This window comes from Rhizobium fabae, from assembly GCF_003985135.1.
GTDB lineage: Bacteria > Pseudomonadota > Alphaproteobacteria > Rhizobiales > Rhizobiaceae > Rhizobium > Rhizobium pisi.
In genome coordinates this window covers 302,660-328,338 of sequence record NZ_ML133646.1, presented here as the reverse complement: position 1 = coordinate 328,338, position 25,679 = coordinate 302,660, and the positions used below count along the sequence as shown (strand labels likewise).

Sequence of the window (25,679 nt, the reverse complement as noted above, 5' to 3'; positions counted from 1 at the left end):
CATGGTGAGGCGCCTGGCACGCGGAACAGGCATTGCGATTGCGGTCGTTGTCGCGGTCTTCATGCTGTTTGCGGTTGTCTTCGCGGCAACGGGCAAGGCGCCGGCCGCTATGGTCTTTACCGTACGCGCCATGGAGCCTGCCGCCTTGCCGGACGGTGTCTCCATTCTTCGATGGGGCAGGGGTTTTGCCGTGGTGACGAGCGAGCGCGCCGATTATGTCCGCGCGCTTTATGTCAAAGGCGCATTTCTCGTTCTGCCAGTGCGAAAGAGCGGCTGCCTGGCGCTTCGCCCGGCATCAAGCTGAGAAAAAAGCCGGACGCTGGGTGCATCCGGCTTTGAATAGCCTCGGCGACGGAAGGGTGTCGCTCGAGGTGGGGAAGGGGGAATGTCAGAATGCGCTATGCTTTTCGTTGAGCGCCTTTACCTCTTCGCCTTCGCGCCTGAGCGCGGAAATCGTCGAGGCCACGGACACTATGAACATGACGCTGATAAGGGCTGTGAGCACTGTCAAGATCGTGAACATAGGCATTCCTTTCGTGGGGAGTTGCGTTCTCGCCCGTCAGTATTGGCCCACTACGGCCGTCCGGGCCGAAGCATAGGGACCATAAACCTTGGACGTATCGACCTTCTGATCATAAAGAGCGACGGTTGCAGTAAGCATACCCGTGATCATTGCCATCCAGACTACGTTAATCATGGTAATCTTGCCGGGCATATTCAGTCCTTCCTGGCGCGCTTGTCGCATCTATGTGTCGGTTGAATGAACGCATCCGTTTAAAATTGGTTCCGCCGGATGTTGAGCGGGTGTTTAGCAAGCCCGATCTGAAGCGACTTTGAATGTCTCGTTCATCTGGCGTTCAGATTCGAAGCTCGTTTTTGGACGCAGACGGCCCCGAGCAGCGCGCACGATCGCCGCGTGTTCGGCAAGCTCCGGCCGTAGCCAGTTCACCTCGTAGCGATCGGCGAAATAGCCGTAGGCCATTTCACCGGCGAGGGAGAAAACAACGGCAAGTGCAACGAGCACGATCAGCATGGACTTGGTCTTTCGGAGGGCGCCGGATGCCGGAATGGCATCGGCCGACTTGACGATCCGAGTTAAGCAGATGGTGTCTGAAACGGCCTTGAACGGTCTATTCATCCGTCGTTCAGTCGCCCGGATCGGCTGGCCAAATCACTTGCGGGAAGGCGGCATCCGTGACAAAAGGCGTCAAACCAACGGTCGGGCCAGATGACGACAGCTTTTTATCCGGGGTCCTTTGACCCGATCACCAACGGACATGTGGATGTTCTGGTCCAGGCGCTGAACGTCGCCGAAAAGGTCATCGTCGCGATCGGCATCCATCCCGGCAAGGCGCCGCTTTTCTCCTTCGAGGAGAGAGCCGAGCTGATCCGCCGCTCGCTTGCCGAGGTTCTGCCCGCCAAGACCGGCGACATCGCCGTCGTCGCCTTTGACAATCTGGTCGTCGATGCCGCCCGCACCCATGGCGCAACGCTGCTGATCCGCGGCCTTCGCGACGGCACCGACCTCGACTACGAGATGCAGATGGCCGGAATGAATAGGACGATGGCGCCTGATATTCAGACCATCTTTTTGCCGGCGGGAACGGCTTCGCGGCCCATTACCGCCACATTGGTCCGCCAGATCGCCGCCATGGGCGGCGACGTCAGCGCTTTCGTGCCGGCAGCCGTCTTGCAAGCCCTCACATCCAAGCGCAAAGACTAGGCGGATAACGCCCAACGGAGCTCACATGAAACTCTTTTATCTCGCATTTGCCGGCGTGCTGTATCTCGCCTCTTTCGCCGGCGATGCCTTCGCCCAGTCGGCCGATCACTATCTCACCATCCAGCTGAAGAACGGCCCCGTGGTCATCCAGCTGATGCCCGATGTAGCGCCGAAGCATGTCGCCCAGATCGAGGCGCTGGCCAAGAAGGGCGAATATGACAATGTCGCCTTCCACCGCGTCATCCCCGGCTTCATGGCCCAGACCGGCGACGTGAAATACGGCAACATGGAAAAGAACTTCGACGCGAGCCAGGCCGGCACCGGTGGCTCTGACCTGCCAGACCTTCCGGCCGAATTCTCCAAGACCCCGTTTGTACGCGGCACGGTCGGCATGGCACGCGCCCAGGATCCGAATTCCGCCAATTCGCAGTTCTTCATCATGTTCGCCGACGGTTCCTTCCTTAATGGCCAGTACACGGTTGTCGGCAAGGTTGTTTCCGGCATGGAAAATGTCGACAAGATCAAGAAGGGCGAAGGCCAGAACGGCGAAGTCAGCAATCCCGACCGGATGATCAAGGTCACCCTGGGCAAGAAGTAAGCGACGAGAAGAAAACAACAGGAGAAGGCAATGGCCGAGATCAAGGACCCCGAGAACACCATCATTGTGGAAACCACCAAGGGCAAGGTTGTCATTCAGCTCCTGCCGCAGGTCGCCCCGGAGCATGTCGCCCGCATCAAGGAACTCGCCCGCGAGAAGGCCTATGACGGCGTCGTCTTCCACCGCGTCATCCAGGACTTCATGGCCCAGACGGGCGATGTCGAATTCGGCAAGAAGGGCTCGGAAACCTTCAATCCCAGCCGCGCCGGCATGGGCGGCTCCTCCAAGCCCGATCTGAAGGCTGAATTCTCTGCGACCTCGCATGTCCGTGGCACCTGCTCGATGGCGCGCTCGCAGAACCCGAACTCGGCGAATTCGCAGTTTTTCATCTGCTTCACCGATGCGCCGTGGCTGAACAAGCAGTATTCCGTCTGGGGCCAGGTCATCGAAGGCATGGACAACGTCGACAAGATCAAGCGCGGCGAGCCGGTTTCCGATCCGGACTCGATCGTCTCTCTGCGGGTTGCCGCCGACGTTTGATTGTGATTTCTGCTGAAACCCGCCCTTGCGTGAAAGCGCGGGGCGGGTTTCGCTTTGCTTGAAAGTGCCCTTATGCGCGTAGACCTCTTCGATTTCGACCTGCCGGATGAACGCATTGCGCTGCGGCCCGCCGAGCCGCGCGACAGCGCGCGCCTGCTCGTCGTCGATCCGAACGGGCAGACAATGCTTTCCGATCACCGCGCCTCCGATCTGCCATCCTTTCTGCGGGCAGGTGATGCGCTTGTATTCAACGACACCAAGGTTATTCCGGCGCAGCTTGAAGGCATTCGCCATCGCGAAGGTGCAGGCGGCCAGCAGGTGTCGGCGACGCTGCACATGCGTGTCGGCGCCAACAAATGGAAGGCCTTCGCCAAGCCCGGCAAGCGCATCAAGGAGGGCGATCGCATTGCCTTCGGCCACAGCGGCGAAAGCTGCATGATCGGCTCGCTTGATGCGACCGTGGAAGAAAAGGGCGAGGCAGGCGAAGTGATGCTCGCCTTCGATCTCTCCGGCCCTGCGCTTGATGAAGCGATCGCCGCCGTCGGCCACATTCCGCTGCCGCCCTATATCGCCGCCAAGCGGCCGGAGGATGAGCGCGACCGCGCCGACTATCAGACCATCTACGCGCGCGAGGAGGGCGCTGTCGCAGCTCCCACGGCCGGCCTGCATTTTACGCCGGCTTTGTTCGAGGCGCTCGACAAAGCCGGTATCGAACGCCATTTCGTGACGCTGCATGTCGGCGCCGGCACCTTCCTGCCTGTCAAGGCCGATGACACCGACGATCACAAGATGCATCTCGAAAGCGGCTATGTCAGCGCCGAGACTGCCGCGCGGCTGAACGAGGTGAAGAAAAACGGCGGGCGCATCGTCTGTGTCGGCACGACCTCGTTGCGGTTGATCGAGAGTGCGGCGGGGGACAGCGGCGAGATCAAGCCGTGGGCCGGCCCCACGGGCATCTTCATCACGCCCGGCTACCGCTTCAAGGCGGTCGATATCCTGATGACCAACTTCCACCTGCCGCGCTCGACGCTGTTCATGCTGGTCTCGGCCTTTGCCGGCTTCGAAACGATGCACGCGGCCTATAAACACGCCATTTCGACAGGCTACCGCTTCTATTCCTACGGCGATGCGAGCCTTCTTTTCCGGAAAGACAAATGACCGAGAACTTCCAGTTCACCCTGAAGAAGACCGATGCCGGCGCACGCCTTGGCGAAATTTCCATGCCGCGCGGCACGATCCGCACGCCGGCCTTCATGCCGGTCGGCACGGTCGGGACAGTCAAGGCCATGTACCTCGACCAGGTACGCGAGACCGGCGCCGATATCATCCTTGGCAATACCTATCACCTGATGCTGCGCCCGACGGCCGAGCGCGTCGCCCGCCTCGGCGGTCTGCATAAGCTGATCCGCTGGGAACATCCGATCCTGACGGATTCGGGCGGCTTCCAGGTCATGTCGCTATCGGGGCTGCGCAAGCTCGACGAACAGGGCGTGACCTTCAAGTCCCATGTCGACGGCAGCCTGCATCACATGTCGCCGGAGCGCTCCATAGAAATCCAGGGGCTGCTCGGCTCCGACATCCAGATGCAACTCGACGAATGCGTGGCGCTGCCCGCCGAACCGAAGGAGATCGAGCGCGCCATGGAAATGTCGCTGCGCTGGGCCGAGCGCTGCAGGGTCGCCTTCGGCCAACAGCCAGGCAAGGCGATGTTCGGCATCGTCCAGGGCGGCGACATCCCGGCGCTGCGCATTCGTTCGGCGGAAGAGCTCACCAAGCTCGATCTCAAGGGTTACGCCGTCGGCGGTCTTGCGGTCGGCGAGCCGCAGGAGGTGATGCTGAAGATGCTCAACGAGACGCTTCCTGTACTGCCTGGCGAAAAGCCGCGTTACCTTATGGGCGTCGGCACACCTGACGATATGCTGAAATCGGTCGCCCGGGGCATCGATATGTTCGACTGCGTCATGCCGACCCGTTCCGGTCGCCATGGCCTGGCTTTCACCCGCCGCGGCAAGGTCAATATCCGCAATGCCCGCCATGCCGAGGATATGCGCCCGCTCGACGAACAGTCGAACTGCCCGGCCTCGCGCGACTATTCCCGCGCCTACCTGCACCATCTCGTCCGCTCCAACGAAGCACTCGGCGGCATGCTGCTCTCCTGGCACAATCTCGCCTATTACCAGGAATTGATGCAGGGCATCCGCAAGGCGATCGCAGAAGGCCGCTTCGCCGATTTCATGGCGGAAACGCAGGAGGAATGGGCGAGAGGGGACCTCCAACCGGTCTAAGCCGCTAGAAAGGTTCAAGCTGTGAAGCTGAAACAGGCTCTAGCTGAAATGCGGATTGGCTCGCAATTTTCCGACAGCAAAATCGATGAAGCTTCTGACCTTAGCTGAGGCATACCGTCCATCGGGATGGACAACATGGATGGGTAGAGCTTCCTCATCGTAGTCGGACAGGACCGTCTGCAACTCGCCCGATTCAAGCTGAGGCGCAATTTGGTAGGAAAGAACGCGCGTCAAACCCCAGCCACGCGCTGCCGCTGCGATTGCAGCTTCGTTGGTGTTGCAAAAGAGGCGGGGGTTGACGCGCACAGCAGCCTTTCCTGCTCCTCCAAAGCGCCATTCCAGCGACGTCCATGCACTGGTGGATGCTACGATCTGATGGCGCGCGAGATCGTTGGGCACTGTCGGAATGCCGTGCTTCTCAAAATACGCAGGCGATCCGCAAATCACTCGCTTTATTTGGCCGACACGCGTTGCGGTGAAACCGGAGTCGCTCAGGTGTCCGATGCGGACAGCGACATCGATACCCTCGTCGACAATGTTCACCACGCGGTCAACAAAAAGGCCCCGCCCGGTGACCTCGGGGTAAAGATCGAGATATTCGGTCATGATGGGCAAAACGAACATCGTGCCAAACATCACCGAAGCGGTGACGGTGAGCGTGCCGGTGGGCTTGCCGTAAGCCCCTGCAGCAGCCGCGTCTGCTTCCTCGAGACCGGTAAGCAGCCGCTGACAATCCCCGAAATATCTGGCCCCGGCTTCCGTCAGCTTCACTGATCGGGTCGTGCGGGTCAGGAGGCGCGTTCCGATAACCGCTTCCAACGAGGAAACGATGCGCGTCACTGCCGGGGGACTCATGTGCATTTGTCGCCCAGCCGCGGCGAAGCTCTCTGTTTCCGCGACCTTCACGAACACTCTCATCGCCTGCCATCTGTCCATGCGAGCCGCAATCATCCCGTACATCGTTTCAGGATTGCAGAATTAAACGCTTTTGGGACGATCGCAACGCATGAACCCTTCGTGTAGCAGGCCATTGAACGGGAACATTCTATATTGACGTCGGCAGTTTTAGCCCCTGCACGAAGGCGTGGAGACGAGGAGCTAAGGCGGCCACACCGAAAGCAGCCAGTTTCTTCTTCGCGGCCGTTATTTCTGCCGCGTCGTCGGCGTAATCGGCAAGCGCGAATTTAATCGCGATATTGGTGATTGCATCAAAACTCGCTCCTCGTTTTGCAGCGTCGATCTCTGCCGCCGTAAGTGCCATCCGCTTTGCGTCGATCTCCAACAAGTCAAGAGAATCGCGATCACCTCTCGTGCTCGCAATCGCAAGTTCGATCTGTATGAGCATGACCGGCGTAATGAGATCTTTGGTCAAAGCACTCTCCGCAAGCAATAAGCATGCGAGCCTGCGCATTCGCCGTGGAATGCGCAGGCCTTACGCTAGCTCAGCGCTTTGCCACCTTCCGGTCGAGAAAGTCGTGAATGAGGGGCGCCATTTCATCGAGCTTGTCTTCCAGAGCGAAATGGCCCGTATCAAGGATATGCACTTCCGCGTTCGGAAGATCGCGCAGATAGGGATGGGCGCCTTCCACCGGAAAGATCTTGTCGTTTTTGCCCCAGACGATCAGCGCCGGCGGCTTGCGCTCGCGAAAGAACGTCTGGAACTGCGGGTAGAGCGGAACGTTCGTGCGGTAGTCGTAGAGCAGATCCAGTTGAATGTCCTTGTTCCCAGGCCGATCGAGCAGCGCCTGATCTTGAACCCAGTTGTCGGGGCTGATGCGCGAGAGATCCTTCACGCCATCGGTATACTGGAACTTGGTGGTTTCGAGAGCGACGAGGTTCGACAGAGCCCCCCGCTTCTCGGGCGAGCCATCAGCCCAATAGGCCTTGATCGGATCCCAGAACGCGCGCAGACCTTCGTCATAGGCGTTTCCGTTCTGGATAATCAGCCCGGTAACCCGCTCGGGACGCTTGAGCGCCAGACGGTAGCCGATCGGTGCGCCGTAATCCATGACATACATCGCATATGTCTTGGCGCCAACCTGGCCCATGAGCGTGTCGACCATGTCGGCGTAGTGGCCGAACGTATAGGCGAACTTCGCGTGATCGGGAGCGCCGCTCTGGCCGAAACCCGGATAATCCGGTGCAATGACGTGATAGCGATCTGCAAGCAATGGGATGAGATTGCGGAACATATGCGACGATGTCGGAAAGCCGTGCAGCAGCAGAACCACTGGGCCATCGGCAGGGCCGGCTTCGCGATAGAACATGTCGACACCATCGATCTTGGCCGAGCGATAATGAACGGTTACGGCAGCCTGGCGGATGAGCGCAGCCTGCTTGGCTGGAGCTGCAACAGCCTGAGAAAGAGGGGCGATGCTGACGGTTGCCAGCAACAGCGAAAGGATCAGTCTCTTCATCACATTTCTCCTTGGTTGAAGATCACCGAGCGTCGCCGTCGGCGTCTGCAACCAACAATAGCCGTTCGCTCGACTACGTTAATTGGCAAAAGGTGAAAGTGATTATTTCGATTATCGGAATAGTGACCGGCGTCTGCCAGCGCTCAAATGCCCTTGCTGTCAGCGTTGGGCATGATCTGCACCCCATTGATCCGGTAGCTGCCGTCCGGCTGGCGCGTGATCTGGTAGATCGCCGTCCAATCCTTGCCGTCGCGGCCTGAAATCAGCACCTCGTGGTAGATCAGCGCCCCGTTGTCGATCGAGCGGCTGCGCCCGAAAGCGTAGTTGCCGGGGTGATAGACCGGCTCGTAGCTCTTCTTGACCATGGCGAAGAACAGGTTCTTGTCGGGATACATCGCCTTGATGCCGGGGGCGGCGAAGGAGTAGGCGGTCTCGGCATCGTCCTTGAGGAAGGCCTTGATCTGTTCCTCGATCATCGTCCGCGTCGTGTCTATCGGATCTTCGGCGCGGGCCGATGCGTGGGAGAGGATGGACGCTGCACACAGAATGAAAACTGCGAAGAAGGCGCGCATGGATTGATCTCCGGCTCCATCGGGAAATGATCCCGATAAAGCAGAAGTGTAGGCCATTTCCGGCGCAAGGAAAATGGGCGCTAAGACCAGCGCCGGAAGAGGGCGCTGGCATTCACCCCGCCGAAACCGAAACCGTTGGTAATGGCATAGTCCATCGCCACCGGCCGCGCCGTCTTGCCGACGATATCGATGCCGTCGGCGGCCGGATCTGCCGCATCCAGGTTGCGGGTCGGCGGTGCGATCTGGTCGCGCAATGCGAGGATGGTGAAGATCGCCTCCAGCCCGCCGGCCGCACCGAGCAGATGGCCCGTCGCCGATTTCGTCGCGCTGACGGCGATGCCGCCATTGCGGCCGAAGACCGTGCCGATCGCTGCGATTTCGCCCCTGTCACCGACCGGTGTCGAAGTCGCATGCGCATTTAGGTGTTTAACCTCGGAGACGGGGATCTTCGCCTGCCGCAATGCCGCTTCCATCGCTCGGCGGGCGCCATCGCCGTCCTCGGGGCCTGAGGTCATGTGATAGGCGTCTGCCGCAGTGCCGTAGCCGACGAGTTCGGCAAGCGGTGTGGCGCCGCGGGCAAGTGCATGTTCCAGCGTCTCGATTACCAGAATGCCGGCGCCTTCGCCCATGACGAAACCGTCGCGTGCCGTGTCGAAGGGGCGCGACGCAAGTTCCGGCGTGTCGTTGAAGCCGGTGGAAAGAGCGCGGGCGGCGGCAAAACCGCCGAGGCTGACCTTGTCGATGCAGGCTTCGGCGCCGCCGCAGATCGCCACGTCAGCTTCTCCGGAGCGGATCAGCCGCGCCGCATCGCCGATCGCCTGGACGCTGGCCGCACAAGCCGTCACCGGCGCGCCGAGCGGCCCCTTGAAGCCGTAGCGGATGCTGACCTGGCCGGCTGCAAGGTTGACGAGGAAGGAGGGCACGGTGAAGGGCGATAGCCGCCGCACGCCGCGCGTCTCGCCGATCCGCACCGCTTCGGCGATCGCCGGAAAACCGCCGACCCCGGAGGCGATGATCGTTGCTGTGCGCTCGCGCTCGCCTTCGTCTGTAGGCATCCAGCCGGCTTGCTTCACCGCTTCTTCCGTCGCCGCCATGGCGAAGTGGATGAAGCGGTCCATCTTCTTCTGATCCTTGGGCGGCACGTATCGATCGGGATCGAAACCGGCTTCCGCGTCCTCGGCGATGCTGGGAACGATACCGCCGACCTTGGCCGAAAGCTCGCCGACGATATCTTCCGCCAGCACCCTCAGACCCGAGCCGCCGTCGAGAAGACGTCTCCAGGCGGGCTCGACGCCGGTGCCGAGTGGCGAGACAAGTCCCATGCCGGTGACAACGATACGATCCATTGCATTTCCTCTCTATGCGTCGATGCCGAGATACCATGCGCGCATTCGGGCGATCCGTTCGCGCACCCCGTCATCGGCGGCTGGGCCTGCAAGCAGGCTGGTGTTCTCGGGTGTGACTTGTTCGCCGGTCTGAGCGTCGACCAGCACCGTTTTGCGCTCTTGGCCGGAGGCAGCATCGCCGAGCAGGAAGGCGAGGTCCTCTTCCGGAATATGGCGGCTTCCCCAGGAAAACAGCGTCATCAGGACAGGAAAGAAATCGCGTCCCTTTTCCGTCAAGACATACTCGTAACGGGCAGGGCGTTGTTGATAGAGCCGCCGTTCGAACAGCCCTTCATCGGTCAGATGCTTCAGCCGCCGCGTCAGGATGTTTGGCGCCACGCCGAGGCTCTTCTGGAATTCATCGAAGCGCGACAGTCCCTGGAAGGCGTCGCGCAGAATCAGGATGCTCCACCAGTCGCCGACGCTGTCGAGCGCGCGTGCCGCCGGGCATTTGAAATTGCTGAAGCTTGTCCGCTGCATGGCTGATGTCACTACAACAGTGACTATCATCATGCAAGTTACTATCGAGACTGGTTCTCGAAAATCCGAGCAAGGACGATGCCGGTGACGAGCATGCCGGCCGCGACGAAGATCGTATCGCCCGGCGTGCCGATATAGAGCGGCCCGATATTGGCAAAGAGCAGGAAGGCAATGAGGAAATTTGCCCAGCCCCAGACGACATTGGCTGTCGGCGAGCCGAGCTTTGCCCGCGGCGCAAAAGGGATGCGGAAAGACCGGCCGCTGACGCCGTTGACGAAATGCGGCACGCCGTTTGTCAGAAAGGCTGCGGCGATGAAATGGGCGATATAGGCGATCCAGGGCAAAGGCTTCTCCGCTGCTGCACGAGTGGCGTCAATGGAAGAATGTGGCGGATATTCGCGGCGGCAAGAGGGGCGCGGGAACGCCGGCTGCCTGTCATGCCGCGGAAATTCATTCTATTCGATGGTGGTGGAGGCGGCCAGAACGGCCGCTATCCCGATCAGAGAAGCTGGAAATCGCTGAAGTGAAGTGCGGGAGACTTGTCGAGATCGGCGACATGGACTGCGCTGCCCGCTGCGCTTCCATCCGCGTCAAAGAATAGAGCGCCGCTGGTCTGATCGTAGATCAGCCTATCATCGGCCTCGAGCGCTTTCGTTCCCAGAACGAAATTCTCATCCGAAAATCCGGAGAGGCTGAGTGCGGCGAAAATCGCATGGTCGAACAACAGCTTGTCGCCCGCCGCGGAAGAGAAATCCCGGATCTTGTCGACGCTGAGATTGTCGGGCTTCACGTCGAAGACGAAGGAATCGGCTCCGCCGCCGCCGGTCAGAATGTCCGCGCCGGCTTTCCCGATCAGCTTGTCGTTACCGAGCCCGCCGGTTATCTGATCGGCGCCTTTGCCGCCATTGATAATGTTGCTTCCGTCGTTGCCTGTAAGAAGGTTGGCCGCGTTGTTGCCTGTCGCGCTGAGATTGGCCGTTCCGGTCAAGGCGAGGTTTTCGATCGTTCCGGCGGTGCGTGTCTGATCAGCCAGATTGAAGGAGATCGAAGCCTTGACGGTGTCCTTGCCGGATGCGCCTGTTTCATCGGCGAAATCGCCCGTATTGTCGACCACATAGGTGTCGTTGCCGGCGTGCCCCGACATGTGGTCGGCGCCCGTGCTTCCATCGAGGATATTGTTGCCGGAATTGCCGGTGAGAACATTCGCCAGGGCATTCCCCGTGCCGTTCAGATTGGCGGTGCCGGTCAGCGTCAGATTCTCGACATTTCCGATCGTATGCGCGGTATCCTTGAGGCTGAAGCTGATCGACGACATGACAGTGTCGGTTCCACCGCCTTTGCTTTCGTCGACGATTTGGGCGGGGTTGCTCACGGTGAAAGTGTCGTTGCCGGTGCCGCCATAGAGATGGTCGCCGGCCGGTGGAGGCGTGCTGGCGCTGCCGCCTTTGATGTTGACGATCAGGGGATGGTCGACGACGTCAAGCGTCAGGGACGAGACGTTGCTGAGGCTCTTGATTGCCGTCGTTCCGGCCAGAGGATCGAACACCTCCACCGAACCGAAGGAGGCCCCGAGATTGAGCTTGACGCCTGACGTCGCGGCCTGAATGGCGGTGTCGGAGGCCTGGTTCCAAATGTCGGGCTCGTTCCAGATGATGATCTGGTAGCTGCCGTCCGATTTTTCCGTGAGCAAACTGTGTGCGGACGACGGCAGATCGTCGATCGAATAGTTGAGGGTCCCCGCGCTGAAGCTTGCCTCGGTCGCGCCGCCGTCATCGAGGATTTCGGTCAGATTGTGAATTGCCGTCGCCGCGGGCTTGGCGGAATAGTCGAGATGAAAAAGGCCGAAATGCCTTTCCTGATTGGTACCCTGCGGATCGGAATAGGCGTCCAGCAGTTCGTAGATGAACGTGTTTTTCGATCCGAGCGCTGCCCCGTCCATCAACGTATTGAGCACGAGCTTGGCCTGCGTCGCTTCACTGACGCCTTCCCAGCCGCCGTTGGTGTCGGCGGTAAGCGAGGTGTGATAGCCCGTCTCGGTGATTGCAAGCGGCTTGCCCGGATCGGCAGCGCGTTGAACGCCGGATTCCCGGGAGAGCCAGGAATATGGCTGGTCGCCATCTTTTGCATAGGTGTGGATCGTCGTGTAGTCGGACGCGGAAGCGGCCGTATATCCGGTAAAGCCGAGGATCGGGATATTCTTCAGCAGGGGATCTGCGTTGACGGCGGCAAACAAGTCATTCTGATAGGCGAGCGCGGCTGCCTGGCCGCTGAGGCCGTGATAGCTGACCGGCCAGTTGTTGACTTCGTTCGGACCTTCGATGCCGACGACCGAACCGGGATGGGCCTGCACGAAGGTATGCAGCCGCTGGGCGACGGTCGCGGGGTCCACTTCCCGCTGGGCGCTGAAGACGAATTGCACGCCGGCTGCGGCCGCATCGCCGAGATGCGTCTGACCGTTGGGATCGGAAGCAGTGTTGGGGGCATGATCGCGGACCGTGTCGAGGCCAAGATAGTCGAGAGCTTTAACAACTTCACCGACATTGGAATATTTTCCGTCTGTATAGTCGATATGCGTGTCGATGCCAAAGGAACGAATAATATCGTTTATTCTAACAGCTTGAGCCATAAGTTTTTCTCCCAGTTTACAAGGGAATCGGCTGTGGGAATATATGCCCATTTGCTGAAGCCGAATCGATTTAATACACGGGGAGGGCCGTGCAGTGTTGCCCGTTAACCATGATTTATTGTTCTGAATGTGACCTGCGTCGCATCGCAATTGCCGCGGAATTGGTGCTTGCCTTTTTGCATTCAGCCTGCTGATCATGCCGCCTGAGACGGCCGCATACCCCATTGCATGACGTAATCCGATGCAGGTTTGGAGGATCCGATGACCGTCAATGTTCAATTCCGGTTTCGTAGTGGTTTGCCGTCGACGGAATTCGACAATGTCCGCCTTCGTGGCAGTTGGGACGAGCACGGCCGGCATTCGAACAATTGGACGTCCGTTCCCATGCGGCGTTCCCATGACGAAGACGGATATGAGGTCTTCATTGCAGATGTTTCCTTTCCCGATGCCGGGATCGGCACGAATTTTCGCTGGGGTATCGAGCTGGATCGGCCTGATACACCGAACCTCTGGGCGATCGCCGCCGAATTGGATGACGAGACCTTGTCGCGTCGCGAGCGCGCTTTCGATCTCCAGCGGGACATAGCGCCACAGACCTACTATCTGACATGGATCGGCCGTCTGGGGGCCAATCGGGTTGAAAGGTCCGGCGCCGCCGACGGCATTCGCTTCTCGGTCTGGGCGCCGAACGCCAAAGAGGTTTCGCTCGTGCTCGCCGATCCCGCTATCGGCTATATCGCCGATGACGGCACCGGCACGGTCGCAACCATCGCCATGCGAAGGGCCACGGATGGGTTCTGGATCGCTGAAACCGGCGATGGTGGCACGCTTGCCGATTTCGACGGCATCGTCGGTACGCCCTATATGTACCGCGTCACCAAGGACGATGGATCATTCGCCTACCGGACCGATATCTGGTCTCTCATGCAGATCGGCGTCGGAGATTTCGATCCCGACGGCGCAATCTATCACGGATCGCCGGCGGCATTGGACGGACCGCAGAGCTGTTCGGTCGTCTGCGATCCGAAACGGGCGGTGCTCCCTTCAGGCCAGGAGGTTGCCGCCGAGGCTTTCTGGGCGGACGAGTTCGTTGCGGGACGGCCGCTTCCGGACCGGCTCGAAAATCTGGTCATTTATGAGTTGCATGTCGGCGCGCTGGGTTTCGGCAAGCCCGCTCCCGGCACGCTCGATGACGCCATCGCATTCGTCGACCATCTTTCGGCGCTGGGCGTCAACGCCGTGGAACTGCTGCCGATTGCGGAATTCGAGTCCCGGGCCAACTGGGGTTATGGCACGTCGCATTTCTTTGCCGCGGACCAGGGCGCGGGCGGCACGGACCGGTTGAAGATGTTCGTCAAGGCGTGCCATCAACAGGGCATCGCCGTCATCCTCGATGTTTGTTACAACCACTTCGATCCGGACGGCGAGCGCGCGCAATGGGCCTATGATTCCAACGATCACACGCGCAATATCTATTACTGGTACGAAGGACGGCCCGAGGACTACGCCGATCCCAGAGGCGGATATATCGATAACATCTCCACAGGATGGGCGCCTGCCTTCGATGAAGAAGCCGTGCGCCAGCTTTTCATTTCGAGCGCCGCCTTTCTCGTCTCCGTCTGCCATATCGATGGCTTCCGGTTGGATCAGACGAGCTCGATCCATCAATATCCGGTTCTGCACGCCGACGGTCGTCGCGCTGACCGGGCCGCGGCCTTCGGCGCCAAATTCTTAAAGCAGTGGACCCGCACAATGCGGCTGATCAAACCGCAGCTTTTCCTGACGGCCGAAGATTATTCCGACTGGTCGGCGATGACGGAACCGAGCCTGACTGGCGACGGACTCGGCTTCGACGCGACCTGGTACGGCGATTTTCATCACAATCTCGTCGAATATCATGGCGGTGCGCAGGCGCAGCTGCTGAAGAATGCCGGTTTCGGCGACGAGCGGCCTCTGACCATGTCGTCATTTGCCGGCGCATTGCGCACGAGCGCGCGATCAAAGGTGGTCTACAACCAGTCGCATGACGATTGCGGCAATCGAGAGGGATCGGCGCGAACTGCTGTTATCGCGGTCAATTTCGCGCCTGTTGTCGGCGAAACCCGCAAGTGGGCCGAGGCGCGATCAAGGTTCGCTGCAGCGATGACGCTGCTGTCGGCCGGGACGCCGATGTTTTTCATGGGCGAGGAAATCGGCGCCCAGAAGCCCTATCGCTACGATGATTTCCTCGACAACCGGGAGAATATTCTAGGCGAAGCCAAGAATGGCGGAGCAGGATTGCTCAGCTGTTATCGCGACCTGATCGCACTCAGCATCCGCGAAGCAGCTATTCGTTCGCGCAACATCGCCATTCCCCTGGTTCATGACGAAAATCGGGTAATCGCATTCCACCGGTGGAACGACGGCGAGGATTTCCTTGTGGTCGGATCGCTGAACGACGCTCCTTTCGATGACGGTTATTGGCTGCATAGCGAACGCCTGGGAGATGCCCTCTGGGAGGAGGTCTTTAACACCGATGCTCAGGAATATGGCGGCTGGAATGTCGGCAATGGCGGCGCAAAGATCAGGGCCACGGCGGGAGCGCTCAATGCCGTGCTGCCTGCGGCAGGTGTTCTTGTCTTCCGCAGGCTGTGATGCTTGCCGCCTTGGGCGGCGGGAACCTCAGGCGAAGCCGAGCGGCAGGTTTTCCAGTTTCCTGTCAGCGCCGTAATCGCGTTCATGCGGCGAGCGGCGACGGCCGTCACGGCGGATGGACAGATCGATTCGGTTTTCGGCAAAAATCCCATCGGGATAGGTGCCGGTGTCATGGCAATCGCCGTCGATTTTCGGGGCAAGGATTTTCAGAATCATCGGGGGTTCCTCCGCAACGTACCGGACCGCTTGGCTCCATTTATAAATCCCGAATTATTAATAAATTAACCATAAACGGCCGGCGGAAGACGCATTCGGCTCGACTGCTTGCGGCGTCGAAAGGCGTCTCGATGGAACTCCGAACCTTGCTCGCCGTTGATGTGGTGAGCACAGGAGGTTTCCCATGCAATTGATCGAAACGCGGGTGACGCAGGCTGGCGGCTTCCTTGCCGTCGAATTTCTGGGTGAGGGAGGGGAATCGATTTCAGTCAGGATCGACAACTCCAATGGCGAACTCGATGAGAAAACGGCGGTGGATCACGCCAAGGTCATGATGCTTCAGCTGACGGCATTTACCGGCCCCGGCACGGATGGCAGCGTCAACCGTTACGATGCCCTGAGCAACGGCAACTTCGATGAAGGCAGCAAGGGCCTTCTCGGCCAAGCCAGTGCACGTTCGAGCAAAGATCGCGAAACGCTGGAGGACGAACTCGAGGAGGGACTTGAGGACACATTTCCTGCGAGCGATCCCGTCTCGGCAACGGTTTCATCCATCCCAGCCAATGCGCCGCGCCGCTAATCCGCGGACGGCGGGTTAGCGTTCGCATGACAGATTGATGTCACAACTGAGAAACAGCTGAAAACATCAGATATCTGTTTGACATGGGAGCCTCCTAGAGAGGTGCCAAGGAAGGGACGCGTGTGACGACATCTCGCGCTTCCCCTGTCTTGGAGATGCGCCCCGTGAAAATCATTCAGATCACCGACACCCATTTCAGCCCGAACAAGCCGCACTTCAACGGCAATTGGGCACCGCTCCTGACATGGATCGAGGAGACGGGCGCCGATCTGATCGTCCACACCGGCGATCTCACCGTCGATGGGGCCGACAAGGACGAGGATATCACCTTCTCGATGGATCTGATGCGTCAGGTGTCGATCCCGATGCTGATCGTTCCCGGCAATCATGACGTCGGCCACTTCAAAGAATCCGATCAGCCCGTCAATGCCGAGCGACTGGCGCGCTGGCGCAGCCTTGCCGGTGACGACCGCTGGCTGGAAGATACGGCCGGCTGGCGCTTCGTCGGGTTGAACTCGCTGCTTCTCGGCCATGAGGACGACGAAGAAGAGGCCCAGTTCGACTGGCTCGCCAAGGCGCTTTCCGAAAGGGCAGGGCGGCGCGTGGCACTCTTCGCGCACAAGCCACTGTTCGTCGATGCGCCCGATGAAGGCGATACCGGATATTGGAGCGTTCGTCCTGCTCAGCGGCGCCGGCTCTATGATCTGATCGCGGCCCACGACGTGGCGCTTTTCGCAAGCGGCCATCTTCATTGGGCCTGGCAGGGTCGTTTCGACAATACCCAGCTGACCTGGGCGCCGTCGGCCGCCTTCATCATCAACAAGATGGAGCGGGAGATGCCGGGCGAGCGCCTGATCGGCGCCGTCATCCATGAGTTCGATGCCGATGTCGCAAGCACGATCGTCGCTATTCCCGGCATGACCGCGCATGTACTCGACGATGTCGTGCACGAGGTCTATCCGCAGGCGGTCAAGCCGCGGGAGCCCGTCGAATGAGCGCGCTTTCGCTTCGGGGAATTACCAAGGCTTTCGGCGGCAACCAGATCCTCAACGGCGTCAGCCTCGATGTCGGTGCCGGCGAATTCATCGCGCTGGTAGGCCCCTCCGGCTGCGGCAAGAGCACGCTTCTGCGCGTCCTCGCCGGCCTCGATCATGCCGACCACGGTGAGATCCTGATCGGTGGGCGAGACATGTCCGGTATCGCCGCCGCCGACCGCAACATTGCCATGGTCTTTCAATCCTACGCGCTCTATCCGCATCTGACGGCCTCTCAGAATATCGCCGTGCCGCTGGCAATGCGCCGGCTGTCGAGGATGCAGCGGCTGCCCTTTCTGGGATCGCTGATGCCGGACCAGCGGACCATTCGCACGACGATTGCCCGCGACGTCAGGGACATGGCGACTTCACTGAAGATCGACCATCTGCTCGACCGCAAGCCCGGTCAGATGTCGGGCGGCCAGCGTCAGCGCGTGGCGCTCGCCCGCGCCATGGTGCGCCAGCCGAGCATCTTCCTGATGGATGAGCCGCTGTCCAATCTCGACGCCAATCTGCGCGTCCATGCCCGCGGCGAGATCGTCGAGCTGCATCGCCGCGCCGGTGTGCCGACGCTCTATGTCACCCATGACCAGGCGGAAGCGCTGTCGATGGCGGACCGTGTTGCCGTGATGATGGGCGGCCGGTTGCTGCAGATCGCAAGCCCGGAGGTGATCTACGACGATCCCGCCCATATCGAGGTGGCACGCTTCATCGGCCAGCCGCGTATCAATCTGCTGCCGGCGGAAGCCGAGAACGGTGTCGTTGCTTTCGGCGATATGCGCCTGACGCTGGAAAACCCGCCTGCCGGCAAAATACCGGTCACGCTCGCCATTCGCCCCGAGTTCGTCTTTCCAGACAGGAACCGCCAGGACGGGCTTGCCGCCCGGATCGAGCGCATCGAATTCCTCGGGTCGGAAGTCATCCTCTATTGCCGTCTCGATGCGATCGGCGAGAGCGTGATCGCCAAGGTTCAGCCGCCCGAAGCCGCAGGCCTTGCAGCCGGCGACCCGGTCGGATTGCGGCTGTCGTCGGGCAGGACAATGGCTTTCGCCGAGGACGGCAGCCGGTTGGCCGCTCGCGCCGAGGCCGGTGGCGGGTTCGCCGCAAGTGACATCAAGCGGGAGAGGGCACATGGCTAGCGTCGTCTCCATGGCCGTGCCAGGCAATCCCGCTATTGCGCATCGGCGCAGCGAGGCCCGCATCGCCTGGATGCTGGTGCTGCCGGCGATCGTCCTGCTTTTCCTCTTCGTGCTTTTGCCGGTGGCATCCGTCATCGTGCTCGGCTTCACCGATTTCGAACTCGGCTACGGCAAGTTCCGTTTCGTCGGCTTCGAGAATTACGCGCATTTGATCACCGACCGCACGTTCCGCAAATCGCTGTGGAATACTACTGTCTACACGGCAATCGTCGCACCCATATCGATTCTTCTCGGGCTCGGCATCGCCATGCTGATCGAGAGCGAGACGGCAGCACGCAGCTTGTTTCGCACCGCCTATTTCCTGCCGGTCGCCTCGTTAATCGTCGCCATGGCAACCGTCTGGCAATATATGTTCCATCCCACCATCGGCCCCATCAATGCGCTTCTGGCGCTTGCAGGCCTTCCCGGCCCGAACTGGCTGGGCAGCTCCGGCACGGTCCTCTACAGCCTGTCGATCATCGGCGTCTGGCAATCGGTCGGTTTCAACATGGTGCTGTTCCTCGCCGGGCTGACGGCGATCCCGCGCGAGCTCTACGCGGCAGCCGAAGTGGACGGCGCCAGATCCTCGTTCGATCGCTTCCTGCTGGTGACCTGGCCGATGCTCGGGCCGACGACGCTCTTCGTCATCACGATCAGCATCACCAATGCTGTGAAGGTCTTCGAGATCGTGAAGACGCTGACGGACGGCGGCCCGAACAAGGCCTCGGAAGTGCTGCTCTTCACGATCTACCAGGAAGGTTTCGTCTACCTGCGCGTCGGCTACGCCTCGGCGATGACGGTGGTCTTCCTCCTGATCCTGGTGGTGCTGATGTTCCTGCAGTACCGCATTCTCGATCGCCGGGTGCATTACACATGATGACCAGCGCTTTTTCCCTCGGCAGGATCATCCGCCTGACGCTGCTTTCTCTCGGCGCGATCATCTTCCTGTCGCCTTACGTCTTCATGATCTCGACGGCTGGCAAGGCGCAGAGCGACATCTTTACCTCGTCGCTGTCGCTGATCCCCACGCACCTCACCTATGTCGAGAACTTCACCAAGGCCTTGAGCCGGGTGCCGATGGCGCGGCTCCTGTGGAATGGCGTCGTCGTCTGCGGGCTGATCTTCTTCTTCCAGATACTGGTGGCGATCCCCTGCGCCTATGCCATGGCGAAGCTGCGCTTTGGCGCCGCCCGGGCCATGATGGTGCTTGTCATGCTCGGCCTTCTCGTGCCGATCCATGCCACCGCGCTGCCGCTCTATGTCGCCTTTGACCGCGCCTCGTTGCTCAACAGCTATGCCGCCCTTGTCGCGCCCTTCACCATTTCGGTCTTCGCGATCTTCATGTTCCTGCAGTTCTTCCGCGCCATGCCGGATGATCTCATCCACGCCGCGCGTCTCGACGGCATGTCAGAGCTCGGCATCGTCGCCCGCGTCATCGTGCCGAATGCCTGGCCGGCGGTCACCGCCTTTGCCATCTTCTCGGTCGTCGCCCATTGGAACGACCTCTACTGGCCGCTGATCGTCATCAGCAAGCAGGACTACGCCACACCGCCGCTCGGCCTGATGTATTTCCGCGCCGCCGAAGCCGGCGACGACTACGGCGCGCTGATGGCGGCGACCCTCATCATTACCCTTCCCCTCGTCGCCGCCTTCCTGCTTGCGCAGAAGCGTTTCGTCGAGGGCATCACCATGACCGGTCTCAAAGGCTGACCGGCTTCAACCAGGAGAACGAGCGATGAAACATATCACCCAGCTTCTCGCCGCAGCGGCCGTATCCTTGGCAATCGCGCTTCCCGCGCATGCCGAGACGACGCTGACGGTTCATTACCCGATGCCGGGCTTCTTCAAGGACGTGATGGACACGATCTCGAAGAAATTCATGGAAGAAAACCCCGACATCAAGATCCAGTTCGCCAGCCCCTCGGCGACCTATGAAGAAGGTATCCAGACGATCCTTCGCCAGGTCGGCACCAGCGAAATGCCCGATATCACCTTCATTGGCCTCAATCGCCTGCGCATGCTCGACGAGCGCGACGTTGCCGTCGATCTCGGCCCGCTCGTCAAGAAAGACGGCAACATGGCCGAGCAGGGCTTCTCCGATACGATCCTCAAGCTCGCCCAGGTCAAGGGCAAGCAGGTGGGCCTGGCTTTCGCCACCTCGAACCCGATCATGTATTACAACGCCGATCTCGTGAAGGCAGCCGGCGGCGATCCTGAAAATCCGCCGAAGACCTGGGATGAGGTCATCGCGCTAGGCGGCAAGATCAAGGCGCTCGGCAATGGCGTCGATGGTATCGATTTCCGCTGGCAGGGCGACGACTGGATGTTTTCGGCACTGCTCTTCGGCGCCGGCGGCAAGATGCTGAGCGACGACGAAAGCAAGGTCGCCTTCAACGGTCCGGAAGGTCAGAAGGCCGTCGAAGTCCTGCATCGTCTGGTCACCGAAGGCGGCATGCCCGTTTTCACCAAGCCCGCCGGCGAACAGGCTTTTGCAGCCGGCAAGGTCGGTTTCGAATTCCAGACAACAGGCGCATTGCGCAACACGATCAAGAATGTCGGCAACAAGTTTGATCTGCGCACCGCAAAAATCCCGCTGATCGATCCGGTGAACGGCCATCTGCCGACGGGTGGCAACGCCGTCGTCATCCTGACGCATGACGCCGCCAAGCAGGACGCTGCCTGGAAGTTCGCCAAATTTGCAGCCGGCCCTTACGGCGCCTCCGTCGTCGTGCCCGGCACCGGTTATGTCCCGAATAACGAGCTTGCCGCCAAGTCGCCCAAATATCTCGGCGATTTCTACAAGCAGAACCCGTTGTTCCAGGCAGGTCTTAGCCAGATGCCGGTCATGATCCCCTGGTATGCCTTCCCCTGCTCGAACGGCGTCAAGGTCACGCAGACGATCGTCGACAACCTTTCGCGCATCGTCGACCAATCTGCCGAGCCGAAGGAAGCGCTCGACGACGCGGCTGCCGATGTCGAGGGCATGCTGCCGCGCAGCTGATCGGCTACATCAGCAGAAATGAGGCAGGGCCGCCACGCCGACGTGGCGGCCTTTGTGTTTCGCGGGTTTCAGATGGCACGCACCGTGCCGCCGCGGCGCAGCACATAGGCGACATCGAGATGGCGGGCCGGGGCGGCATTCTCCGCCATGTCGAGAAGCAATGAGGCGGCCGTCGCGCCCATGCTGGCGTCGGGCATTTCGATCGTCGTCAGCGGCGGGTCGATCAGCCTGCCGATGGTGATGCCGTCGAAGCCGGCAACCGAAACATCTCCCGGCACCGAAAGCCCCTCGCGCTTCAGCGCGCCGATAACGCCGAGCGCAAGGAGATCGTTGGAGGCGACGATCGCTGTGGGAGAGAGTGAGGTCATCACGTCACTCAGATCGAGCTGGTCATAACCGCCGACAAAGGGAATCTGCACGGCATCGAGCGGTGTCAACCCGGCCTCCGCCATGGCATCGAGATAGCCTAGGTAGCGCAGTCGCGCACGATCGGAGGCGGCAAAATTGCCGGAGAGGAAGAGAATGCGGCGGTGGCCCATGCCGATCAAGAACGTTGCGATCTCGCGGCCGGCGCCGCGATTGTCGACGGTGACGGCCGCCTGAAACTGCGCCGTCGGCAGATTGTGGAGCAGCACGGTCGGCGGGAGCTTCGCAAGCAGCGCCTCGCTGGTCGATGGATCGCAAACAGTCAGGATCAGCCCGGTCGGCCGGTCGTTCAGGAGTGCTGCAACGGCATCGGCCTCGCGCGCCGGATCGTAGTTCGATTGAGCAATCAGAACGCCGTGGCCGGCCACCAGCATGCGGTTCTGAATGCTCGACAGCGACGAGGCAAAGACAGGATTGGTGATGCTCGGGATCAGCACGCCGACCACGGGCCTGCGTCCCAGCCGGCCGACGGCAAGGCCGGCCGGTCGATAGCCGAGCTCGGCGGCGGCCCGGCGTACCTTGCGCACCATCAGATCACTCGCCGGTCCGTTGCGGTTGAGAACGCGGCTTGCGGTCGCCAGCGAGCAGCCCGCCCGGAATGCGACCTGTTGCAATGTGGCCATTGGCAGCACCTCCTGGCGACGGCATCAGGCGCGATCCCTTAGGCGCTTTCGATGACATTGGTCTGACACCCGGCCGTCGGCCTCGAGCAGGCACACTCAGGAGCGGCGTTTGACCACGCGCATGTTCATCTCCGAGCGAAGCGTGAAGATCACCGCCATCAAAACGAGGCTGCTTGCACTATCTGACGCTCGGCCAGACGCAATATGCGATCGTAGCGAGGCCGAGGATATGATAGAACTGGAATGCATTTGACCACGGGAGGGGTAAATGCGCCGAGTCCTTCTGTCTCTGATCCTTTGCGCGCAGCCCGCATCGATGTCGGCGGCGTCCGAGCTCGCTGTCTTCCACACCGCTTCGTTCGGCGGCAGCCGGTCGGTCAGCCTCAGTTTAGCGGAGGGAACTGCGTCCGGCGATCCCGCCTTCGATTTCGACGTCGTCATTACGCTGTCGGAATTTGACGGTGGCGGGACAGTGCTCTATCGGGACGGAGGAAGACACCAGGCGAGTGTGCGCTGCGTTTCGCCCGCCATGGTCCGGATCAACTCTGCCGACTATGCGATCGACGTGTCGGCGCAGCCGGGAACCGACTGGAAATACGATCTCTGGGCAGCGCTCTGCACCGCTCCGGTTTCCTGACCGGCAGTACGACATGGGTTAATCGATCGCGATGTCATCCCTTATGAGGGCGGACCCGCATGAACACGTATGGCGCGCCTGTCCCCGAGGGGATCGCATAGACGTCAAAGGATGCCTGGGGGGCGTCGCCCATCCCCAGCGAACCAGGTGGCATGCCCGGCACGGCCAATCCTCGGACCGGCGGCTGCTCCCGAAGCGGACGCTGGATGGCTTCGAGCGGGACGTGTCCCTCAAGGTAGTATTCGTCGACGATGGCGGAGTGGCATCCTTCCATGTCGGCAGGCACGCCCAGCCGTGCCTTGACCGCGGCAAGGTCGTCGGTGTCGCGGACATCGACGGAAAATCCTGCCACAGCCATCGCCTTCGACCATTCATGACAGCAACCGCAGTTTGGATCCTTGTAGACTGTCATTTTCGCCGGGGCGGCGGCGCGGACTCCTCCGTCAACGAACGCCAGGGCGGATGCCGCCATCGCGATGAAGCTTCTCCTGTGCATCGTCTCCACTCCTCGACGTCCTGCCGCCCGGCCTCGATCCGGGCGGCAGGAGGTAGCTATTTTACCTCGGTGACGGTCAGCTTGCCATTCACGCGTTCGGCAACGAACTCGATGTTCGAGCCTTCCTTCAGCTTTTCAAGCAGAGCCGGGTCCTCGACGCGGAAGACCATCGTCATTGCAGGCATGTCGAGGTTCTTCAGATCCTCGTGCTTGATGGTGACCTTCTTCGCCTTGGCATCGACCTTGTTGACGACGCCCTTGGTGAATTCCTCAGCGAATGCGCCGAAGGCAGCGCTGGCCGAGAGCAGGGCGGCTACGCCGATTTTGATCATTGCGGATTTCATCTCTGTGTCTCCTTGGTTTCGATTACTTTCCGGCGACGCTGACATCGCCGTGCATGCCGGCCTCATAGTGGCCGGGGATCAGGCAGGCGAACTTGAACTCGCCGTCGGTGGTGAACTTCCAGACGATCTCGCCGGACTGGCCGGCCGGAAGGCGGATCGAATTGGCATCGGCGTGTTCCATTTCCGGGAACTTCTCCATGACCTTCTTGTGCTCCATGATCTTGTCTTCCTGATCGAGCACGAACTCGTGGTCGACGGTTCCGGCGTTCTTGATCGCGATCTTGACCGTCTGTCCCTTGCGGACGTTGAAGACGGCAGGGGTGAACAACATCTTCCCGTCTTCGGTTTCCTTCATCGTGACGCGGATGGTCTGCGTCGCCTTGGCCTTGTCGCCGGGTTCTCCGATGACCATCTTCTCGCCATGGCCGCCGGCGTGGTTGCCGGAGGCGAACGCGGGGATCGCGAGGGCTGCGAGAGCCAGTGCCAGTACAAAATTCCTCATGCGTAGATCCTTTTTTGGGTGTGGGAGATTGAATCTCAGCCGTTTGTCGGCTTTGGCGTGATTTGGGTTTTCGCGTCCTTGGCCTTGGTCGCGTCCGGCAGTTCGCCGGTCCACTCCCAGGCCTGGGATCCGGGCGGGTTTTCGTACCAGCCCGGATCGGAGTAGTCGTCCGCCGAGATACCCTCGCGGACTTTCACGACCGAGAACATGCCGCCCATCTCGATGGGGCCGTGCGGACCCCAGCCGGTCATCATGGGGACGGTGTTCTCGGGAATGGGCATTTCCATTTCGCCCATATCGGCCATGCCTTTGGTTCCCATCGGCATGTAATCAGGTTGAAGCTTCCGGATTTTTTCGGTGACTTTCGACTTGTCCGCCCCGATGAAGGTTGGGATGTCGTGACCCATGGCGTTCATCGTGTGATGCGACTTGTGGCAGTGGATCGCCCAATCGCCGAGATACTTCGCGTCGAACTCGTAGGCGCGCATCGCCCCGACGGGAATGTCGATGGATACCTCCGGCCATCGCGCCTCTGGACGTACCCACCCGCCGTCGGTGCATGTTACCTCGAAGTCGTAGCCATGCATGTGGATCGGATGGTTCGTCATCGTCAGGTTGCCGACGCGGACCCGCACCCGGTCGTTCTTGGAAACGACGAGGGGGCTGATGTCCGGAAACACCCGGCTGTTCCAGCACCACATGTTGAAGTCGGTCATCTCCATGATCCGCGGCACGTAGGAGCCGGGATCGATGTCGTAGGCGTTGAGCAGGAAGACGAAGTCGCGGTTGACGCGCATGAACTTCGGATCCTTCGGATGGACGACGAAGAAACCCATCATGCCCATGGCCATCTGCACCATCTCGTCGGAATGCGGGTGGTACATGAAGGTTCCCGACTTCACGAGGTCGAACTCGTAGACGAAGGTTTTGCCGACAGGGATGTGCGGCTGCGTCAGCCCGCCGACACCGTCCATGCCGGACGGCAGGATCATGCCGTGCCAGTGGATCGTCGTGTGCTCCGGCAGCTTGTTGGTGACGAAGATGCGGACGCGGTCGCCTTCGACCGCCTCGATCGTCGGGCCTGGCGACTGGCCGTTGTAGCCCCAGAGGTAGGCGGTCATGCCGTCGGCCATCTCGCGCTCAACCGGTTCGGCGACGAGGTGGAACTCCTTGACGCCATTGTTCATTCTGTGGGGTAGGGTCCAGCCGTTGAGGGTGACGACCGGCTGGTAGTCCGGACCCGAGGTCGGGTGAAGCGGCGGCTGCATGTCCGCCGATTCCATTGTCGGGGCGTCAGGCAGGCCCATCGCCGACGTCTTCGTCCAGGCTCCCGCCGCCAGCATGGCCGCGCTGGCACCGAACAGTTGTCGTCTATTGAACAT

The 25,679-nt window shown here is 60.7% G+C and carries 30 protein-coding genes; 14 read left to right on the top strand and 16 right to left on the bottom strand.

Annotated features, from left to right (window positions below):
* The first annotated feature begins 1 nt into the window (after position 1).
* Positions 2–304 carry a hypothetical protein gene (locus tag EFB14_RS04715; protein ID WP_126823148.1) on the top strand — a complete coding sequence of 101 codons (303 nt, stop codon included), beginning with the start codon at positions 2–4 and terminating at the stop codon, positions 302–304.
* An 84-nt stretch (positions 305–388) separates the two neighbouring features.
* Here EFB14_RS04715 and EFB14_RS33715 read toward each other — a convergent pair whose 3' ends face one another.
* Together EFB14_RS33715 and EFB14_RS04710 are read right to left on the bottom strand one after the other, a co-directional pair.
* Positions 389–523 carry a hypothetical protein gene (locus EFB14_RS33715; protein ID WP_010056528.1) on the bottom strand — a complete coding sequence of 45 codons (135 nt, stop codon included), beginning with the start codon at positions 521–523 and terminating at the stop codon, positions 389–391.
* 285 nt (positions 524–808) lie between these two features.
* A complete protein-coding gene (locus EFB14_RS04710) occupies positions 809–1,033 on the bottom strand; it encodes a hypothetical protein (RefSeq protein WP_245438203.1) in 225 nt (74 codons plus the stop codon).
* 195 nt (positions 1,034–1,228) lie between these two features.
* On the opposite strand from EFB14_RS04710, the gene coaD reads away from it, so the two are divergent.
* The 5 genes from coaD (at position 1,229) to tgt (ending at position 5,146) form a co-directional block, all read left to right on the top strand.
* Complete coding sequence (gene coaD, locus EFB14_RS04705) at positions 1,229–1,723, top strand: pantetheine-phosphate adenylyltransferase (protein WP_125849981.1); 495 nt, start codon at positions 1,229–1,231, stop codon at positions 1,721–1,723.
* 25 nt (positions 1,724–1,748) lie between these two features.
* Positions 1,749–2,321: a peptidylprolyl isomerase gene (locus tag EFB14_RS04700; RefSeq protein ID WP_126823144.1), complete on the top strand. Its 573-nt coding sequence runs from the start codon at positions 1,749–1,751 to the stop codon at positions 2,319–2,321.
* A gap of 30 nt (positions 2,322–2,351) precedes the next feature.
* Positions 2,352–2,861 (top strand): peptidylprolyl isomerase, encoded by a 510-nt coding sequence (locus EFB14_RS04695; RefSeq protein WP_126823142.1) that lies wholly within the window; start codon positions 2,352–2,354, stop codon positions 2,859–2,861.
* Positions 2,862–2,933: 72 nt separating this feature from the next.
* Complete coding sequence (gene queA / locus EFB14_RS04690; protein WP_126823140.1) at positions 2,934–4,019, top strand: tRNA preQ1(34) S-adenosylmethionine ribosyltransferase-isomerase QueA; 1,086 nt, start codon at positions 2,934–2,936, stop codon at positions 4,017–4,019.
* Complete coding sequence (tgt, locus tag EFB14_RS04685) at positions 4,016–5,146, top strand: tRNA guanosine(34) transglycosylase Tgt (protein WP_126823138.1); 1,131 nt, start codon at positions 4,016–4,018, stop codon at positions 5,144–5,146. The genes queA and tgt overlap by 4 nt, the downstream gene beginning before the upstream one ends.
* A gap of 39 nt (positions 5,147–5,185) precedes the next feature.
* On the opposite strand, the gene EFB14_RS04680 is transcribed toward tgt, so the two are convergent.
* The 8 genes from EFB14_RS04680 to EFB14_RS04645 all read right to left on the bottom strand — a co-directional run bounded on the left by EFB14_RS04680 (position 5,186) and on the right by EFB14_RS04645 (position 12,626).
* Positions 5,186–6,082 (bottom strand): LysR family transcriptional regulator, encoded by an 897-nt coding sequence (locus EFB14_RS04680; protein WP_125849971.1) that lies wholly within the window; start codon positions 6,080–6,082, stop codon positions 5,186–5,188.
* Between the two features lie 109 nt (positions 6,083–6,191).
* Positions 6,192–6,518, bottom strand: a complete 327-nt coding sequence (locus tag EFB14_RS04675; RefSeq protein ID WP_245438202.1) for a hypothetical protein — start codon at positions 6,516–6,518, stop codon at positions 6,192–6,194.
* 70 nt (positions 6,519–6,588) lie between these two features.
* Positions 6,589–7,563, bottom strand: a complete 975-nt coding sequence (locus EFB14_RS04670; RefSeq protein ID WP_126823134.1) for an alpha/beta fold hydrolase — start codon at positions 7,561–7,563, stop codon at positions 6,589–6,591.
* Between the two features lie 143 nt (positions 7,564–7,706).
* Positions 7,707–8,135 (bottom strand): DUF4864 domain-containing protein, encoded by a 429-nt coding sequence (locus EFB14_RS04665; protein ID WP_126823132.1) that lies wholly within the window; start codon positions 8,133–8,135, stop codon positions 7,707–7,709.
* 80 nt (positions 8,136–8,215) lie between these two features.
* Positions 8,216–9,481, bottom strand: a complete 1,266-nt coding sequence (gene fabF, locus EFB14_RS04660; protein ID WP_126823130.1) for a beta-ketoacyl-ACP synthase II — start codon at positions 9,479–9,481, stop codon at positions 8,216–8,218.
* A 12-nt stretch (positions 9,482–9,493) separates the two neighbouring features.
* On the bottom strand, positions 9,494–10,000 hold the full coding sequence (locus EFB14_RS04655; protein WP_126823542.1) for a winged helix-turn-helix transcriptional regulator: 507 nt from the start codon (positions 9,998–10,000) through the stop codon (positions 9,494–9,496).
* A gap of 41 nt (positions 10,001–10,041) precedes the next feature.
* Entirely contained in the window at positions 10,042–10,344 is a 303-nt protein-coding gene (locus tag EFB14_RS04650) for a hypothetical protein (protein ID WP_126823128.1), read from the bottom strand.
* Positions 10,345–10,499: 155 nt separating this feature from the next.
* Positions 10,500–12,626, bottom strand: coding sequence for a calcium-binding protein (locus tag EFB14_RS04645; protein WP_126823126.1), 2,127 nt, complete (start codon positions 12,624–12,626; stop codon positions 10,500–10,502).
* A 261-nt stretch (positions 12,627–12,887) separates the two neighbouring features.
* Here EFB14_RS04645 and EFB14_RS04640 point away from each other — a divergent pair, with 261 nt between their 5' ends.
* A complete protein-coding gene (locus EFB14_RS04640) occupies positions 12,888–15,260 on the top strand; it encodes an alpha-amylase family glycosyl hydrolase (RefSeq protein ID WP_126823124.1) in 2,373 nt (790 codons plus the stop codon).
* Positions 15,261–15,287: 27 nt separating this feature from the next.
* Here EFB14_RS04640 and EFB14_RS04635 read toward each other — a convergent pair whose 3' ends face one another.
* The gene (locus EFB14_RS04635) at positions 15,288–15,476 is read right to left on the bottom strand and encodes a hypothetical protein (RefSeq protein WP_125849955.1); all 189 of its coding nucleotides are present in this window, start codon (positions 15,474–15,476) and stop codon (positions 15,288–15,290) included.
* 184 nt (positions 15,477–15,660) lie between these two features.
* Here EFB14_RS04635 and EFB14_RS04630 point away from each other — a divergent pair, with 184 nt between their 5' ends.
* From EFB14_RS04630 to EFB14_RS04605, 6 genes are all read left to right on the top strand, one after another.
* Positions 15,661–16,056, top strand: coding sequence for a hypothetical protein (locus tag EFB14_RS04630; protein ID WP_126823122.1), 396 nt, complete (start codon positions 15,661–15,663; stop codon positions 16,054–16,056).
* Between the two features lie 164 nt (positions 16,057–16,220).
* The gene (locus tag EFB14_RS04625) at positions 16,221–17,051 is read left to right on the top strand and encodes a metallophosphoesterase family protein (protein ID WP_126823120.1); all 831 of its coding nucleotides are present in this window, start codon (positions 16,221–16,223) and stop codon (positions 17,049–17,051) included.
* Positions 17,048–18,229 carry an ABC transporter ATP-binding protein gene (locus tag EFB14_RS04620; RefSeq protein WP_126823118.1) on the top strand — a complete coding sequence of 394 codons (1,182 nt, stop codon included), beginning with the start codon at positions 17,048–17,050 and terminating at the stop codon, positions 18,227–18,229. The genes EFB14_RS04625 and EFB14_RS04620 overlap by 4 nt, the downstream gene beginning before the upstream one ends.
* A complete protein-coding gene (locus tag EFB14_RS04615) occupies positions 18,222–19,145 on the top strand; it encodes a carbohydrate ABC transporter permease (protein ID WP_126823116.1) in 924 nt (307 codons plus the stop codon). Before EFB14_RS04620 ends, EFB14_RS04615 begins: the two co-directional genes overlap by 8 nt.
* On the top strand, positions 19,142–19,978 hold the full coding sequence (locus tag EFB14_RS04610) for a carbohydrate ABC transporter permease (RefSeq protein ID WP_126823114.1): 837 nt from the start codon (positions 19,142–19,144) through the stop codon (positions 19,976–19,978). Before EFB14_RS04615 ends, EFB14_RS04610 begins: the two co-directional genes overlap by 4 nt.
* 25 nt (positions 19,979–20,003) lie before the next feature.
* Entirely contained in the window at positions 20,004–21,269 is a 1,266-nt protein-coding gene (locus EFB14_RS04605; RefSeq protein ID WP_126823112.1) for an ABC transporter substrate-binding protein, read from the top strand.
* A 68-nt stretch (positions 21,270–21,337) separates the two neighbouring features.
* On the opposite strand, the gene EFB14_RS04600 is transcribed toward EFB14_RS04605, so the two are convergent.
* Entirely contained in the window at positions 21,338–22,318 is a 981-nt protein-coding gene (locus EFB14_RS04600; protein WP_126823110.1) for a substrate-binding domain-containing protein, read from the bottom strand.
* Between the two features lie 268 nt (positions 22,319–22,586).
* On the opposite strand from EFB14_RS04600, the gene EFB14_RS04595 reads away from it, so the two are divergent.
* Positions 22,587–22,955, top strand: a complete 369-nt coding sequence (locus EFB14_RS04595) for a hypothetical protein (RefSeq protein WP_125849940.1) — start codon at positions 22,587–22,589, stop codon at positions 22,953–22,955.
* Between the two features lie 34 nt (positions 22,956–22,989).
* Here the strand turns inward: EFB14_RS04595 and EFB14_RS04590 are convergent, their stop codons facing one another.
* The 4 genes from EFB14_RS04590 to EFB14_RS04575 are packed head-to-tail and all read right to left on the bottom strand — an operon-like array spanning position 22,990 to position 25,679.
* Positions 22,990–23,451, bottom strand: a complete 462-nt coding sequence (locus EFB14_RS04590; RefSeq protein WP_126823108.1) for a DUF411 domain-containing protein — start codon at positions 23,449–23,451, stop codon at positions 22,990–22,992.
* Positions 23,452–23,507: 56 nt separating this feature from the next.
* The gene (locus EFB14_RS04585) at positions 23,508–23,795 is read right to left on the bottom strand and encodes a copper-binding protein (RefSeq protein ID WP_125849936.1); all 288 of its coding nucleotides are present in this window, start codon (positions 23,793–23,795) and stop codon (positions 23,508–23,510) included.
* Between the two features lie 22 nt (positions 23,796–23,817).
* The gene (locus EFB14_RS04580; protein WP_126823106.1) at positions 23,818–24,297 is read right to left on the bottom strand and encodes a cupredoxin domain-containing protein; all 480 of its coding nucleotides are present in this window, start codon (positions 24,295–24,297) and stop codon (positions 23,818–23,820) included.
* A gap of 35 nt (positions 24,298–24,332) precedes the next feature.
* On the bottom strand, positions 24,333–25,679 hold the full coding sequence (locus tag EFB14_RS04575) for a multicopper oxidase family protein (RefSeq protein ID WP_126823104.1): 1,347 nt from the start codon (positions 25,677–25,679) through the stop codon (positions 24,333–24,335).